Source organism: Dyadobacter sp. BHUBP1, assembly GCF_050587785.1.
Taxonomy (GTDB): Bacteria; Bacteroidota; Bacteroidia; order Cytophagales; family Spirosomataceae; genus Dyadobacter.
Genome location: NZ_JBOBIH010000004.1, coordinates 129,050 through 144,911, shown reverse-complemented (window position 1 = coordinate 144,911; position 15,862 = coordinate 129,050). Strand labels below are relative to the sequence as shown.

Genomic DNA, 15,862 nt, shown 5'->3' with positions numbered 1-15,862 from the left:
TGGTTTTACAATGAAATATTCAAACCCAGGATAATAGAGCGGGGTATCGGGTATCTTCCCCGGTCCACCCCGCCTTCCTCGGGGTTCAACCCCTTGTAGCCGGTGAAGTAATGCAGGTTGTTCGCCGTGATATTAAGCCGCAAACCGTTGATTTTGACTCTGTTTAAGATGGATTTGGGTATGCTGTATGCCAGGGTTAGCTCCCGCACAGCCAGGTAATCGCCCTTTTCATAGTACATCGAGTTCCCTCCGCCGATGCCTCCACGGTACAGGTTGTTCTGCACCTGCTGATCGGCCCAGTAAAACCTGGGAATGTCGGTAATGTCTCCGGGCTTCTGCCACGATCTTTTCACATCCGAAAGCAGCCCGATTTCCCCCTGGAACTGGCCGATCATCTGTGCTCTCGGATAATTCTGGATCGTGTGACCGGTCGTATAATCCATCCGCAGCAGCAGGCTGATCCCTTTGTATTCCAATGAATTGGTAAAACCACCCGTCCAAACCGGATAGGGATTACCGACATACGCCCTGTCCTTTTCATCGATCACCTTGTTCTGATCCGCATCCAGCCAGTTCACATCTCCGCCATATTTGGTCTTGTTGGCACCTGTTACCAGGTTGTCAACGGGGCCGGCGGCAGCTTCCTCGTCGGTGGCGTAGATACTCAATTGTTTATAAGTATACATGTCGCCGATCCGGCCGCCCTCTTGCAGGCCGCCCATCCAGGCATAGCCATTCATAGCCGGGTTCCAGACGTAAACCCCGCCGATACGGTTGTTTTCAATGCCGTTGTAAGGCAGGCTGAGGATCTTATGCCTGGTCTGCGCCGCATTGAAGGAGACATTCCAGTTGACCGCGCTGCTGGACGGGAGCACGCGCGCGCTCAATTCGAGCTCTACCCCTTTGTTTTCCAGGCTCCCCAAATTGGTGAGTACGCTCGAAAAGCCGGTCGACATGGGAAGGCTTAGCGAGGTCAGCAGATTATCGGTGACCCTGCGGTAATAATCAAAGAGCAAGCTGATCCTGTTTCCGAACAAACCGACGTCGGCCCCTATATCAAATGTCTTCGAACGTTCCCATTTCAGGTCCGCATTGGAGATGGTCGTATTGAGTACGGCCGCATTGGTCGAATACTGGTTACCGACGCTGTAATTCCCCTGCGCGGTGAAGTCGCCCAAGCCGCTGATGTTCCCATTCACGCCATAGCTTGCCCGCAATTTCACCCGCAGCAGATTTTCCGGCAGCACCTTCCAGAACTCCTCCCGATGCAGGTTCCAGCCAACCGACACGCCCGGGAAAACACCCCATTGGTTATTGCGCCCCAGGTTGGAGGCCCCATCGTAGCGCGCGCTGAGCGATAAGAGATATTTCTGATCGAAATCATAGTTGATCCTCGAAAAATAGCCGATCAATACCTGACTGCTCTCCGATCCGCCAACCGCTACGGGCTCCGCCGATGCATTGAGGGTAGGTACCAGATCGGACGCCGCTTTTCTACCTGTCGCGCTCAGCCCGCTAATGATGCGATTAAAATAAGAAATACCTGCCTTCACTTCCAGATTATGCTTGCCTGCCAGCGTTTTGGCGTAGGTCAGCACGCCATCGGCCTGGTACTGCTCGGTTTTATCGAAAGAGCCCGTCGCGTTACGTGTATCCACGTACAAACCCGGCCCATTGTAAAATGCTTCCTGGAACGACCGCGCCTCTACCGTGGACTTGAACAGCGACAGTTGGGGATCGAAAGAGAGTCCCGGCAAAATATCCCAATGCGAGCCGATCGCCAGCGTCAGGTTATCACGGTTATTCTTCGCCTTGATTTTATTGAGGTGATACACCGGGTTCCCGATACTCTGGCCGGTTCCGGGGGCCAGTGTCCCGTCTTCGTAGGCATATTTGGCCGTCGGGGCCAGGCCGATGGAGCGTTCGAACAGCGCATTATCGGAAATACCCTGGTTATTGCCCGAACTGGAAAACATCAACCGGCTGTAAAACCGGAGCTTGTTGCTCACGGTCAGATCACCATTCAGGTCAAAATTCAGCCTCCGGTATTTGGTGGTAATAGCGATCCCCTCGGCATCCATATAACCGAGTCCGGCGCTATAAGTAGCCTTTTCCGTCCCACCGCTCACCGAAATATGGTGATTTTGTGATAATGCGGTCCTGAAAAGGAGATCCTGGTAGTCGGTACCTTTGAACAGCAGCGTTTTGCTCGGATCGACCGGATCGGGCATGCTTTCCCATCCTTCTTTGAGCTTATACTCATTGGCGGGCGTCAGATACTGGGTTGTGTAGGCCGTATTATTGGTGAGGTCATTCCCGGTGCCGGAGCTGTTGGGCAATGTTAATTTGTTAAGGTTGGCAGGGTTCTTAACCGAAGAAGCTACCGTGCCCATCCGCTGAAAATAAAGCCAGTCCCGCGCAGAAAGCAGGTCATATCCTTTGGCAAGGCTGGACATCGTCGCATCGTACTGATACGAAACCCGCACCTTGCCTGCCTTGCCCGACCGCGTCGTGATAATCACTACCCCATTGGAGGCCCTGGCCCCGTAAATGGCCGTAGCGGCCGCATCCTTCAACACCTGCATCGACTCGATTTCCTCAGAGCTGATGTCATTCATATTGGAACGGATCACGCCGTCGATAATAAAAAGCGGAGCCGAGCCATCGGGGTTATTGATCGACGTCCCTCCCCGCAGGATAATGCGGGGCGCATTACCGGGCAAACCCGACGTACTTTGCACCCGCAGGCCCGCGATAGACCCCTGAAGGGCCGAAGCCGCGTTGGCGAAGGGGATATTTTCAAGAACCTTGCTGTCGAGCTTGGAGATGGAGGAGGTAATATTTTCGCGTTCCTGCTTCCCGTAACCCACTACTACCACTTCATTCAGGTTGTTTTGGTCGGGTTCGAGGACCACGTTGAGCTCGGTCCTGCTTCCGACCCGTTCTTCATGCGTACGATAGCCTACGAAACTAAAGATCAAAATGCTCTCCTTGCCTACGCTGATCCTGAATTTCCCATCGGCGTCCGTATTCACTCCCTGCTGGCTGCCCTTTACCACGACAGTCACAAACGGCAACGGCTGATTGTCCTGCCCGGACTTCACCTGCCCGGAAACTACCAGATCTTGCGCATACACCGCCGAAACCGCAGACCACAGTCCCGCGAGAATCATCAGTGTTTTGATCGTTTTGCTTTTAATGTAACGCATAAAATTTCAAATCATAAAGGTTTATATCGGGAATTGTCAGAAATACGAAAGAATGATTGGTTGTTTATTTGTCCTACAAATGTAATTATAGGATTTTAATATAAAAGTGTTTGTCTGAAAATATTATAAAAGTTGCCTATGTAGCCATCTTTAACTTACCTTTGCGACCAAAAGGAAACTGAGATCAATGAAAGCGAGCGCACTAGGCCCCATGGAGAGCCTGTCGATGACCGACAGGGTGGAAAACATTCTGAGGGAATATCTGATGGACAATGGTTTTAAACCGGGTGATTCGCTGCCCAATGAAACCGAGATTGCACAAAAACTGAATGTAAGCCGGAATGTGGTCCGCGAAGCGCTGAGCCGGCTAAGGATGCTGGGCCTGATCGAAAGCCGCACACGGCGCGGGATGATCATGGCGCAACCCGACCTTTTCGCGGGTATTGAAAAGGTAATGAGCCCGTCGATCCTGAGCCATGATAACCAAAAAGACATCTTCGAGCTACGCCTGATCCTTGAAATGGGTATCGCCGAATTCTTGTTTGCCCGTAAAACCGATAAGGACCTCGAAGAGCTCGAAGCCATTGTGAACAAACAGAAAGGGCTCAAATCGCTCTCACGGGAAGACGAGATCGAGTTTCATGGCAAACTGTACGAAATGACCGGCAATGATACGTTCAGGCGATTTCAAACGCTGCTGTTCCCGGTCTTCGACCATGTATTCAGGGAATATTTAGATAAGGGGATTCATGCGGATTTGCCCAATCCGGTTTCTCACGCCGATCTCCTCGATGTCCTGAAAAACGGCACCGCCGCGCAATTCCGCAATGCGATGTACGTCCATCTGACGCCTTATTTTACGACGACGCTTAAAAGCGGGGGACCGTTATAGATGATCCCAGATAAAGCTGGGATGTCCATGCAGCCTAGAACGGTAGTCAAAAGTGTGATTCTGATGTTCGACAGCTGCGTACAGCTCTAATCGGAGCGGAACGTAGATGAGATAAACGAACAAAGCCCATCTTACCAGAACGTGTCCCGAGAAATTGCCCCAGGGATTAACTCCCGGCCCATAAAAACCGGTCACCATCCGCATAGGCCGTTACGAAAGCGACAAGCACCACGAATAATGGCGCGAACAGCGGAAGCCACATCACCAACGTATTCTTAATCTTGATTTTCTCCGGGTCCAGCACGTTGGTAGGTTCATCCAGGATCAACGAATCGGGGTCGCCCAGCAAAGCGAGTGCGCCCCCCAGCCGCTGGCGCGCGAGTCTGGCAATTTCCGGATTCTCCTCTCCTGTCAGATGCGGATAAAGTGTCGGCATTTCTACAAATGCTCCTACCCTCCGGAGCACCGAAGGCCGCTCACAGTTGATGTCCTGACCGGATAATGTAATGCGTCAGGTCTTCGACTATCAGTTTGCTCCGGCGCTCGATTCCGGGCTGGATCAGATGATAACTCGTATCAAAAAACAAGGAATCCGGCAGCTCATAGCGCCCTGGAATTGCTATGATCGGTAGATTGTATTCTTTGATCGACCGATATATTCTGTCAATCATTGGTTTTTGGTTAACGAATGAGGTGGATTGATAAGCAGGCGGTAAAAGCAGTATTGTGGCATTCTTAGCTTCAACAAACTCTTGAAAATCAACCAAAAAACGCATAGATTCCGGATTCACACGATCCTCCTCCTTAGCTTTTTGCGCAGCTTTGAACTTTATGCCGGGCCTGGTCCAGTGTACATACGCATCACCAAAGCCGTTAAATGCTTTTCGGTCATACACGCCAACTGGTTCTGTTGCGCCTGGCTCCTTCAAAATTTTCAGTTTTGACGCTGCATAAAACGGAATAAAGCGCATCAGATACCACCATTGTTTGGCATCGATTTGCTTCATGCCGTCGCGATACACATCGAAAAGTACCGAAACCAACTCCATACTCCCATAAAAGGAATCGGTGTAATATTGACTGTATTCAGGAATCACCAATACGATATCTCCTTCCCGGATATAGGGTTTGACGTCGGTGAGATAGAATTTCATTCCCAGCCCTGCGTGCAGGCCGGCGTTCACGACAGGAATATGCAAGGCCTGCTGCACACACTTGCTATCCAGTCCGTAGGCAACGTTAGACCCTCCAATAACGACGATTCTCGGCCCCGTTCTACCGGTTTTACGCAGCATTTCATGTTTGTCGAGCAACGCGCCAAGCATATTGTGCTTTACGGCGGGATTGGGAATAAAAAGTACTGCGGCCAGCAACAGAAAAGCCATGCCGGCAAAAATGGTGGAGTGTGCGACAAACCGCTTCATTGTCAAAACTGAAAATAAATGAATTCCTGGTCCTGTTTATAATTGGCCAGACAAAGCATCAGCAGAAAAAGGTACGTGCCCCAGCGGATCGCCGGATATCGCGAATGCAATTTTTCGAACGGATGGTTGCTGCTACGTTCAACCCATTCAATACCGAACATCAAAGCGATGAGGATCATCAACGTGTGGTAGCCGCTATGAAGCGGTATCGAGAAAAGAGACGTGGTGGCAATACCTTTCAGGTACGCTCCGGCCTTGGCAATATTTTCGGCCCTGAAAAGTATCCAGCCAATGGTCACCAGCACAAAAGTAAACGCCATTTGAAATGCTTCTAGCAAGGAAGGCAAAAATCGCCCCGCCGCGACCGGTCCTATATTTTTACGATTCTGATCGAATATCAGAAGCGGCAGGAATAGTAAGCCATGGTATGCACCCCAGGCTATAAACGTCCAGTTTGCGCCATGCCAAAAGCCACTAACTGTAAAAATGATTATCGTGTTACGGATTGTTTTGAACTTTCCGAACCGGCTTCCACCAAGCGGGTAATAAAGATAGTCTTTGAACCACGACGATAACGATATGTGCCAGCGGCGCCAGAACTCGGCGATGTCTCTCGAAAAGTAGGGAAAATTGAAGTTTTTCAACAGCTCAAAACCAAACAGCCTGGCTGTTCCGAGGGCGATGTCGGAATAGCCGGAGAAATCCCCATAGATCTGGAGTGCAAAAAACACCGCTCCAAGTACCAGTGTGCTTCCGCTATAATTTCCCGGATCGCTGAAAATCGGAGTTGCGTAAGCGGCACAACCATCAGCGATCACGACTTTTTTGAAAAAACCCCATAGCATCTGCCGAAGTCCATCCACAGCGTTGGCGTATTCAAAAGTACGTGTTCGTTCTATTTGTGGTAGAAGGTGCGTCGCCCGCTCGATCGGCCCGGCCACCAGCAGCGGAAAAAAACTCACGAAAAGTGCATAATCGACGAAGTCGGTCGTAGGGGTTACTTTCCTGTTGTAAATATCAAACACATAAGACAGGCCATGGAATGTGTAGAACGAAATTCCGATGGGCAATACTATCCTAAGAGCACTTGAATAAGCTTGCAACCCATTGGAAGAAAGCAATTCGGCGAAGGATTCGACGAAGAAACCGAAGTATTTAAAATAGGCTAAAAAACCCAGGTTGATCGTTACACTGGCAACCAGCCAAAGCTTACGGGCTCCTGGCGATTGTGAACTATGAATGCGAAGTCCGCTGTAAAAATCGAGTAGCGTGGAAAAACCCAGCAACCCCAAAAAACGCCAGTCCCAGCAACCATAAAAAAAATAGCTGGCGATAAGCACCAGGATATTTTGATATTTCACCGTATTACTGGGCAAGAGCCAATACAGTGTGAAAACACCGGGAAGAAATACAGCAAATTCGATTGAATTGAATAACATATCGGTCAATCATTTCAACTGTTCCGTCGGAACAATAGCGTGGTATAAGATTGGAACAAAATAACAGTATTGCCGCCAATTAGCCTTTGGCACAGGCTAATTGACATTCACCGTTAAATCATTTGGCACACTATCACTAGTCCTATTTGCTGCTATGAGACAAATTTCTAAACTGGTTGGAGGTACCTTGCTTGTACTTCTAACGCTTCCACAGCCCGGATCCGGACAGGGTTCGAAACTCAGGATTACCACTACTTCTTCCGGGGAATACCAGACGAACCCCAGAACCTCGCTTTACCCGGCATTTGTCGATAACCTATCGTACCAATCGTGGACCGAAGATGGACCGTCCCCATTCTTCCAACTCTCCGCTGATGGCGGTGTGGTACCCTATACCTGGGATTTGGCTGGTGGAGCGTTACCCAACGGACTCGAACTGGACAAAAACGGAAGGATCCATGGCATGGCGATCAGAGAGGGCATTTATACCTTCACTGCCAGGGTCACAGATTCAAAGGGGGCAACTGCGAGCAAGATCCTCACGTTCGAAGCGGCCCCTTATCGTTCAAAATGGTTCTCGGATGCTAAATTTGGTATTTACATTACATGGGGGGCATATAGCGCTCCCAGCCTCAAGGGCAAGGATGGGATCGCTCAATTTGAAAAACGAATTACTAAATTCAACGCCGACCAGTGGGCACAGACCATCGTAGACCTGGGCGGCAAGGTATTGACAGCCAATGTAAAAGCGGGGGATGGTGTACGCCTCTGGCCTTCCACTTCTCCCAGCAAGCTCGAACTTAAAACGAAACGTAACATCGTAAAAGAATTGGTGGACGCCTGTCATAAAAAAGGCATTCGCTTCATCGCCTACATTGCGCCTGACAATGGCTGGAATAAAGATATTGTCGATACGGCGCCTGATGGTACATACGGAACCCTCAACCTCGGGCTGATCAGGGAACTGATAGCGCTGGGCGTTGACGGCTTTTGGGTAGATATGACTTCCGCCACCGAACTTTACCAGGGATTTGACTATAACTGGTTTCCATGGAATAAAATAATTCCCATCCTGCGAGCTAACAATCCGAAAGTGATATTTGCCAACAATACAGGGCTGGGAAACGGGGGCACGGTGTTGCAATATCCGAATACAGATGTCATTGTGTACGAGGGTGGCACGTCGTCCCAGGAAACGGCATTGGAGGTGGCAAAACCGGCCACTGTCAAAAAAAAACTTGCTATCGAGGTTGATAATCTCCTGGATAATACCTGGTCTTGGCGTGAAGATCCAAAACTTCGGTCGCCGAAGCCAGTCGACATGATGATCAGGAACATTCAAAAGAACTGGGAGGTTGGGGCCACCTACATGCTCAGCTACCCGATAACTGCAGATGGCAACATTCTTCCCGAATTCTATAAGGACAGGCTTACGCAAATCGCCAATTTTGTCAAGAAAAATCAAGGATGGAGTGTCATTCCAGAAGCTTCTTTGTCGGACACCATCGATTACTCCGGAAGCCAGAAACTCACACTCGCGGCTGCGCCCCGCTCAAAAATATACTATACTGTTAACGGAAGCCGTCCTACTACCGCTGGCAAGACATACAGAGGCGCCCTTACATTAACCCGGACGAGCCGGGTGCAAGCCATTGCGGTAGAACCTGCTAAACCTGCAAGTAAGCTACTTGACAAGACATTCACCATTCTCAACAAAACACCCAATGCACGTTCCGCGAAACGCGTCACAGCAACAGAACCTACACCAGCAGGCAGAACCGATCCGAGAGACTTCTACCGTGGTATGCGTATTACGGTAGGCAGCGTTCAAATCCGGCTGACTGAGGTAGGCCGGAAAAATCTGGCGGGAAACAGTAACCGACATTCGCTTATTGTTAAGCGGTATGTCGACGACTACCCCCTGCTGACAGCGTCCCTAAATACCGCAAGCTTGTCTATTGATCCAGATGGTTATCAATATGCCCAAATCCCGCCTCTTACACTTGAAGCGGGAAAATCCTACGTAATCGGATTCCGTGAGGACAGTAGCGACCTATTCGCAGCCAGCGACTTCAAAGTTATACCCGCTGCTGACGACTACCGCGTGATTAGTTATAGCATATTAAGCCCGCAAGGCGCCCAAAAACCCATTGTGGACGACAAAATCGGGCAACTCATTAACTTAAAATACGAAAAAGTAGGTCCCAAAAGCATGAAGACCAATCTCGCTATCGGGAAGCAGGCTTTTCTACGGGCCAACAACGAAGGCGCTCTTGGTCCGGCCAGCCAAATCTACTTTGCGGAAAACGGTATCGACGGCGACCCGACCACCATGGCACAAGCCGGTGGACAATATCCATGGACCCTGCTGGTAGATTTGATGAAGATTGAAACGGCCATTACAGAAGCAAAAATTACATTCGGCAAAACGGCGTTTTCAACTGACTTCCAGATAATGGCGTCGCCCGACAATAAAACCTGGACAACTTTGCTACATAAAACGGACAACTCAGATTTAAATATTAACATAAAATTCAGTCCTATCACTGCCCGTTATTTCAAAATTAGGTCGTTTAAACCTGAAAAAAGCGGGGATAGAGGGGGATCCATGGGAATACTCGAATTTGAAGTGTATCAATAAAATTAGTTTCTGAAACCAACAAAGCACCCTACAAACCTTCACCCCTATTCCAGAATTTTGACAGGAATCAACATCGTTTTCGCCTGGGGGTCAATGCCGTATTTGGAAACCTGCATAATTTCAAACGGCAGCATATACTCCCCGGCGGGAACTTTGCCGGTTATCAGGTAGTAGGACATCGCCTGTTCATTGTTCTGGCCGGCGATGGTAAAACTGGCCTGATCAATTCGATAGGCCGCGGCAGGCAGTAATTGATGCGTTGTTCCCTGCTCCTTGTTGTAGGCCTCCAGGGCATGCTCGCTCACTTCTACTTTGTATTGCAGGTCCGACTGGTTGTGGTAATTGGTTTGCAGAAAAGCGTAATACCTGGTTTCGGGCGCCGAGTTGGCCAGGCTGACAGACGCCGTGGCCGGTGCGAGTCCCGGTGTTTTGAATTGGATATAAGGATTCAAAACCTTCGGAACGACCACGGAAAAGAGCTGCTGATCCGGAGCAAGTTTAAGGGTATTTGACGAAAGCCTGAAAGGAATCGCATATTGCAAATGGGTACTGGCTTCCAGACGCTCGATTGCAGCGGCGTCAAATTCTAGTTCGAAATGCGCCTTATACTCTGAACTTTTGAGTGGAACCTGCGAAGATTTCACTTGATAGAGTTCCGCTGGCAGCAAGGTATACTTGCCCTCATACCGGGCCAGAATGGACTCATCGACATTAATAGAAACCTCACCACCCTGCTGCCCCACACCGCTTTTGATGACTTGCAGCCGATAGGTAAAATGATCCCCCTTGAAAACAGGCTGCACGTTCTCACCGAATTCATTTAGATAAACCTGATCGCCTATCATATTATTCATGCGGCGGTCTTCGCACCCGTAGCCGAGCATGGCGAGGAGGCACACCCAAACCTGCGCCAGCCTGCATGGAACGATCATCGCAGTCCGGCATTTGTTATTTTCACCAGCCATAGTTCTGTGTAAAGTTTTTCATTTCGTTTAATTGTTCCTGATTGATCGGGAAGAAATAGTGCTTCTTTTCAAACACCCTGGTGCCGGGAAATAATGTCGACGATCGTTTCCAAGAATCATCGTAATTGGTCGCCTCCAAGTTTCGGGTATAATTAGGACCGACAAATTCCTTCTCGGCGATCATCCACGTGCGGGCATCATGATAGCGGTGGGATTCAAAAGCCATTTCAACCATCCGCTCTTTGCGAATCAGTTCCCGCAGCAGCGCCTGATTACCGATCACCTCCGGATAGGCGACTTCCAACTTGTTGAGCCCGCTGCGGTTCCGGACCTTGTTGACGTATGCCAATGCTTCTGCTTCGTTGCGCTGCGGTTTTTCGTTACATGCCTCGGCATAGCTCAGATAAATTTCCGCCAGCCGGAACATTGGCCAGCAAAATTGTCCCCATTGCCCATTCTCGGTATTATTGCTGGGATCGCTCATCCTCCTGAACAGGTAGCCCGCCTTCACGCAGTCGCCCGAAGCCTGGTACCCCGAGGTCCCGCCGGTATGGAAGGTGATCACCTTGTCACCTGAGCCGCGGTTATACCAGTTGAAGCCATTGGCAAGAATGGAAGCGTAAAAACGCGCATCTCGCCCCACCGTACTGTTGTGCGCGCGGATGGGCGCCCAGTTGTCCATCGGGTGAATGTAGGCGGGCGTGAAACCCTCCTCGCGGTAACCCGACTTCGGGTCCACGATGGGGTATCCGGTACCATCGTACCCGGTTACCGGATACCGTCCGCTTGCGGCCATTGGGTAGGTGTCCACCAGTTTGAGGGAAGGCGCATAGCCTCCGTACCCTTCCTTTACCGCCCTGGGCGGGTTAGCCCTTACAACCCAGCCATTGGCCGCCCCCAGCCAGCGTCCCCAGATTACTTCCGAATTCCAGAACTTGAAAAATATCCCCTGATACGACTTGATCGCTTTCCGCATGGGGTCCGTTTCCGTGTTGTCGACATAGAGCGCATATTGGTTCATATCGATCAGCTGCTTAGCCGTTTGCGCGGCGATTTCCCATTTGGCAGGATCGGTACTTTGCGGAAAGAGGTTTTTACCTTCCTTGTTCACCATGCCTTTCAAATAGTCCGCGCCGTTAAAAAGCGGCCTGGCCGCGTAGAGCGTGGCGCGGGTCTTTGCCGCCAGGACGGCCCCTTTGGTAGCCCTGCCCGCCCAAGCCTCCTCCGCGATGGTGGCTGGCAGTACAGCAATGCATTTATCAAATTCTGATAACACAAAGTCGAAGTTCTCGGCTACGGTATGCCGGTCTATTGTTTCGGGCCGGATGGAAATATCCGGATCCTTGTCCCCCCAGATGTAAACCGGACCGTACTTGCGCAGCAGGTTGAAGTATAGAAATGCGCGTATGAACCGTGCTTCCGCTTTCATAACTTCCTTTTCCGCCGGACCGATCTCCACATTCCGGTCCACATTGTTCATGAAAATGGTAGCCTGGTTAATGCCGGTATAACTGCTTTTCCAGGTCGCGTAGGAATTGGTCGTCGGTCCCCACGAGCCATTATTCATATTCAACCACGATACGCCCGACAACCAGGAAAACATCGCCTCGTCGGACCTGGGAACGACAGAACCCTCGCCGCCGACCATGTCGGAGTCGTCGGGTAGAAACCCATAAATCTGCGCGAGATATGCTTCGGTGGTCGCTCTTTTATTGAAAGTTTCTTCCAGCGTTAGTGCGTTCTGCAATTCCACAGAGAGGTAGTCACTGCAAGAGGTAGCTACAAACATGCAAAGCAAAATGCCTGAAATAATAGAAAATTTTCTCATGTTAATTGCTGTTAAAAATTGAGACTTGCTCCTAAACTGACCGTCTTCATTTGCGGGTAAATATTTCCGAAACTGGCATTGAGCTCCGGGTCCCATAACTTGAACTTGCTGAACGTAACCAGGTTAACCGCCTGTGCGTAAAAACGCAAACTGGAAACCCGCGCTTTACTTACAATGCTTTTTGGAACGGTATAGCCTATTTCCGCATTTTTCAGCCGGATAAAACTCATGTCCCTCTGGTAAAAAGTGGACGCCTGCCGGTTGTTTTCATTATAGGCCAGCGACATACGGGCATACTCGGCATTCGGGTCCTGGTTACGTAAGCTCCATCTCTTCTCGGCCGCGTCGGCCAGAATTTGCCCATTTACCAGAATACTTCCCTGCGGCCCTTGCAGCGGGTCCCCGCCGATAATCCTGGTCACATGGCCGACGCCCTGAAAAAAAGCCGATAAATCGAAATGCTTGTATTTCGCACTCGCCCCGAATCCGTAGGATAGTTCAGGGACTGTGCTTCGTCCGATCGCAATCCGATCGTAGCTGTCCACTACCCCATCCCCGTTGATATCCTTGAACTTGATATCACCCGGCACAACCGAACCGAATTTTTGAACCGGGCTTTGTTCAATATCCTCCACGGATTTAAAAAGACCCATCGACACCAATCCGAACTGCTGATCGTAAGCCTGTCCCGCGATTTCCTGGTAACCATAAATCGGCGTTGGGGAATCGTTGTAAATGACCTTATTGCGGTTGTAGGAGAAATTCCCCCGGGCAGAGAGCAGCCAGTCTCCTTTCACATAGCTGTATTCGACAGACCCATCAACACCCCTGTTGGCCATTTTCCCCAGGTTCACATATTGGGCCACGTTAATCCCGACGACCGATGGGACGCTCTGCTGCAAAATATAGATCCCGTCGCGGCGCTCGTTGAAATAGTCGATTTGCAATTTCAACTTATCCCATATCCCGAGCTCCAATCCGATGTTCGTTTTGATGGCCTCTTCCCAGGCGACATTGGGGTTCCCTGGATTCCCCGTGGCAATACCCGAAATATATTTCTGGCCCGTGGTACCGAAGGTATATGAACCCGAATACTGCATCTCGGAATTGTAAGCAAACCTGCGATCGCCCCCGATCTGGTCGTTACCGATGTACCCGTGCGAGCCCCGGAATTTCATCAGATTGACTACCGGAAACAGATCCTGAAAAAACCGCTCCTTGCTCAGGTTATATCCCAGGCCGATCGAAGGAAAGAACCCGAAGCGATGGGATGGCGCAAAGTTTTCGGAGCCGTTGTAACCAAAGTTCCCGTCAAAAAACAGCTTGTTTTTAAAGGCATATGTCAAACGGCCCGCAATACCGATATTGCGGTAAGGAAATGCCATGATGTAATTCGTCGGAAAATTGTTGGTAAACTCCCTCCGCGTGAACAGAAACAGGCCTCCGACCCGGTGATCACCAAATGCATTGTCGTAGTTGAGCGACGATTCAAGATTGGTCGTCTTCGTGCCACGATTGGACCGTGCCAAAGACAAATAATCACTGCCGTCCGCGTTTTTATGAAGTATCAGCTTGCCCGCTTCGTCGCGCCCGGTGGCATAGTAGGTCGCCGGGTTTTTCCGCTTATCCAATGTCGACTCATTGGTAGCATCCCACGAAAATTTCACGTTGAATTTGAGGCCGGGGAGCACATATTCGCTCAAATCCTGTGTGAGGCTCATCAACGACTGCGAGGTGTTCCAAAAGTCCTGGGAAAACCCGGTCGAGTTCAGCGAGTAATATGGATTGCTTCCCACCAGCGGCTGTGCGTGGCTTCCGTCTGAATAATACGGCGCAATGGCGATCGGCGGGGTGGTCATCACAATGTTGTACATCGTGGCCATATCCACGCCCAGGCGGCTCTTGTTCTCGTAAGTATTGGAAAGGCTAAGGCTTAACTCCGTGGATTTGGTTATATCTACATCCAGATTGGACCGGAAAGTAAACTTGTTGTACTTCACGGATGGATTGTAGGATTCGGTGACAACGGGGTTAAACAAGCCGTTCTCATTGTAGTACGAGCCTGACACGTAGTACCGCGCAATTCTGCCGCCCCCGGTCACATTCAGGTTCAGGCGGTTACTGGTTGTAACGTCTTTGTACGTGGTTTTCATCCAATCCACATTGGGATACAGGTCGGGATCCTCCCCGGACAGGTATTTTTGCTTGATATGGTCCGGGAAGGGGGTAGACCCGTTGGCATCATAGCTGATATCATTGTAATAGTCCATCCATTGTTCCGCGTTCGCCAGCTTCGGCAGCCTTATCGGCGCTAAAAAGCCGTGTTCGTACCGGGCATTGATAGTCGGTTTATCGGAATACTTGCCTTTTTTGGTGGTGATCAGCACGATCCCGTTTGCTCCTCTCACCCCATAAACGGCGGTTGCACTGGCATCTTTCAGGATCGAGAAGGATTCAATATCTTCCGGGTCCACCAGATCCATGGAGCGCTGGATCCCGTCCACCAGGATAAGCGGCGTATTATTAGCCCCAAAACTACTAATGCCGCGGATCCAGAAACTTGATCCCGAGCCCGGTTCACCGCTTCCCTGTACGGATACAATGCCCGCAATCTGGCCGGCCAGGGCGTTACTCAACTTGCTTACCGGCATTTTCAAATCGCTGGGGGACACGGATGAAATAGCCCCTACTATGCTTTCTTTCCGCTGCGTCCCGAAAGCAACGACCACTACTTCTTCCAGGTTCTTGTTATCCGACCGCAAAATGACATCCAGGGTCTTTTTCCCGCCAAGCTGTACTTCCTGTGTGACATATCCCACAAAAGAAAACACCAGGGTTACCTGCCCCGACGGCACCGACACACTATAATTTCCGGAAGCGTCCGCCGCGACACCTCTTAGTGTACCTTTCACCGTCACATTCACGCCCGGGAGGACCTCCCCTTTTTCGTCCGTTACCCGCCCGGTAACCGTTACATCTGCCACTTTGGCCGGTACCTGCAGCATTTTTCTTTCCAGCATTTCTACTGCTTTTAACCTGTTATCAGCCGGAAAAGCAGGCACGTGTTCAAGCGGCTTTTGCGCGATACTGATTTTCTCGGTCCTCAACACGTAAGTATTCTTCTTGACCTTCATATAATGGATGCCCGTCGACCGCAGAAGGGTTTCCAGGTTATCTTCAAATGAGGCCGAGGACCGAATGCTGTTGGACGAAACCCGGATGTTCTCCACGATTTTCTCTTCGAACAGCAAATCGACCTGAAACTTGTCCTTCAATTTCAGAAGTATATCTGCAAGGCCCACCAGCTGAGGTCGCGTGTCCGATTGGCGAACGATGGTCTTGGAGTCGGCCAGCAGCTGTCCAAGCGAACGTGTAGGAAGTGCCCCCACAGCCAGACAGAGCAACAGCAACCTTATAAATTGTAATCGTAGCTTCATAAACAACAGGTTAAGGGATAGAAAACA

General features: G+C 50.3%; 9 protein-coding genes. 2 read left to right on the top strand and 7 right to left on the bottom strand.

All coding sequences use genetic code 11. The features are described 5' to 3' along the window. Positions 1-5: 5 nt before the first annotated feature. Entirely contained in the window at positions 6-3,209 is a 3,204-nt protein-coding gene (locus ACQ4MZ_RS17195) for a SusC/RagA family TonB-linked outer membrane protein (protein ID WP_430846640.1), read from the bottom strand. A 187-nt stretch (positions 3,210-3,396) separates the two neighbouring features. On the opposite strand from ACQ4MZ_RS17195, the gene ACQ4MZ_RS17190 reads away from it, so the two are divergent. Further along, positions 3,397-4,101, top strand: coding sequence for a FadR/GntR family transcriptional regulator (locus ACQ4MZ_RS17190; RefSeq protein ID WP_430846638.1), 705 nt, complete (start codon positions 3,397-3,399; stop codon positions 4,099-4,101). Positions 4,102-4,267: 166 nt separating this feature from the next. Here ACQ4MZ_RS17190 and ACQ4MZ_RS17185 read toward each other — a convergent pair whose 3' ends face one another. From ACQ4MZ_RS17185 to ACQ4MZ_RS17175, 3 genes are read right to left on the bottom strand one after another with little or no spacing between them, the layout of a single operon-like run. Next, positions 4,268-4,567 (bottom strand): hypothetical protein, encoded by a 300-nt coding sequence (locus tag ACQ4MZ_RS17185; protein ID WP_430846636.1) that lies wholly within the window; start codon positions 4,565-4,567, stop codon positions 4,268-4,270. A gap of 10 nt (positions 4,568-4,577) precedes the next feature. Further along, entirely contained in the window at positions 4,578-5,525 is a 948-nt protein-coding gene (locus ACQ4MZ_RS17180) for a hypothetical protein (protein ID WP_430846635.1), read from the bottom strand. A 2-nt stretch (positions 5,526-5,527) separates the two neighbouring features. Next, positions 5,528-6,964: an MBOAT family O-acyltransferase gene (locus ACQ4MZ_RS17175; protein WP_430846633.1), complete on the bottom strand. Its 1,437-nt coding sequence runs from the start codon at positions 6,962-6,964 to the stop codon at positions 5,528-5,530. 154 nt (positions 6,965-7,118) lie between these two features. Here ACQ4MZ_RS17175 and ACQ4MZ_RS17170 point away from each other — a divergent pair, with 154 nt between their 5' ends. Continuing rightward, complete coding sequence (locus tag ACQ4MZ_RS17170; protein ID WP_430846631.1) at positions 7,119-9,605, top strand: alpha-L-fucosidase; 2,487 nt, start codon at positions 7,119-7,121, stop codon at positions 9,603-9,605. 44 nt (positions 9,606-9,649) lie between these two features. Here the strand turns inward: ACQ4MZ_RS17170 and ACQ4MZ_RS17165 are convergent, their stop codons facing one another. Genes ACQ4MZ_RS17165 through ACQ4MZ_RS17155 form a run of 3 tightly spaced genes read right to left on the bottom strand, consistent with a single transcriptional unit; the run spans position 9,650 to position 15,835 of the window. Continuing rightward, a complete protein-coding gene (locus tag ACQ4MZ_RS17165) occupies positions 9,650-10,570 on the bottom strand; it encodes a DUF1735 domain-containing protein (protein ID WP_430846629.1) in 921 nt (306 codons plus the stop codon). Beyond that, a complete protein-coding gene (locus ACQ4MZ_RS17160; RefSeq protein ID WP_430846627.1) occupies positions 10,560-12,398 on the bottom strand; it encodes a RagB/SusD family nutrient uptake outer membrane protein in 1,839 nt (612 codons plus the stop codon). Before ACQ4MZ_RS17160 ends, ACQ4MZ_RS17165 begins: the two co-directional genes overlap by 11 nt. Before the next feature lie 11 nt (positions 12,399-12,409). Then, the gene (locus ACQ4MZ_RS17155; protein ID WP_430846625.1) at positions 12,410-15,835 is read right to left on the bottom strand and encodes a SusC/RagA family TonB-linked outer membrane protein; all 3,426 of its coding nucleotides are present in this window, start codon (positions 15,833-15,835) and stop codon (positions 12,410-12,412) included. Positions 15,836-15,862: the final 27 nt, after the last annotated feature.

What these genes read in the sequence shown, in the direction of transcription:
- ACQ4MZ_RS17180 (WP_430846635.1), bottom strand. Translation starts at nt 5,525, where the DNA reads ATGAAGCGGTTTGTCGCACACTCCACCATTTTTGCCGGCATGGCTTTT.
- ACQ4MZ_RS17160 (WP_430846627.1), bottom strand. Translation starts at nt 12,398, where the DNA reads ATGAGAAAATTTTCTATTATTTCAGGCATTTTGCTTTGCATGTTTGTA.
- ACQ4MZ_RS17170 (WP_430846631.1), top strand. Translation starts at nt 7,119, where the DNA reads ATGAGACAAATTTCTAAACTGGTTGGAGGTACCTTGCTTGTACTTCTA.
- ACQ4MZ_RS17165 (WP_430846629.1), bottom strand. Translation starts at nt 10,570, where the DNA reads ATGGCTGGTGAAAATAACAAATGCCGGACTGCGATGATCGTTCCATGC.
- ACQ4MZ_RS17175 (WP_430846633.1), bottom strand. Translation starts at nt 6,964, where the DNA reads ATGTTATTCAATTCAATCGAATTTGCTGTATTTCTTCCCGGTGTTTTC.
- ACQ4MZ_RS17190 (WP_430846638.1), top strand. Translation starts at nt 3,397, where the DNA reads ATGAAAGCGAGCGCACTAGGCCCCATGGAGAGCCTGTCGATGACCGAC.
- ACQ4MZ_RS17155 (WP_430846625.1), bottom strand. Translation starts at nt 15,835, where the DNA reads ATGAAGCTACGATTACAATTTATAAGGTTGCTGTTGCTCTGTCTGGCT.
- ACQ4MZ_RS17195 (WP_430846640.1), bottom strand. Translation starts at nt 3,209, where the DNA reads ATGCGTTACATTAAAAGCAAAACGATCAAAACACTGATGATTCTCGCG.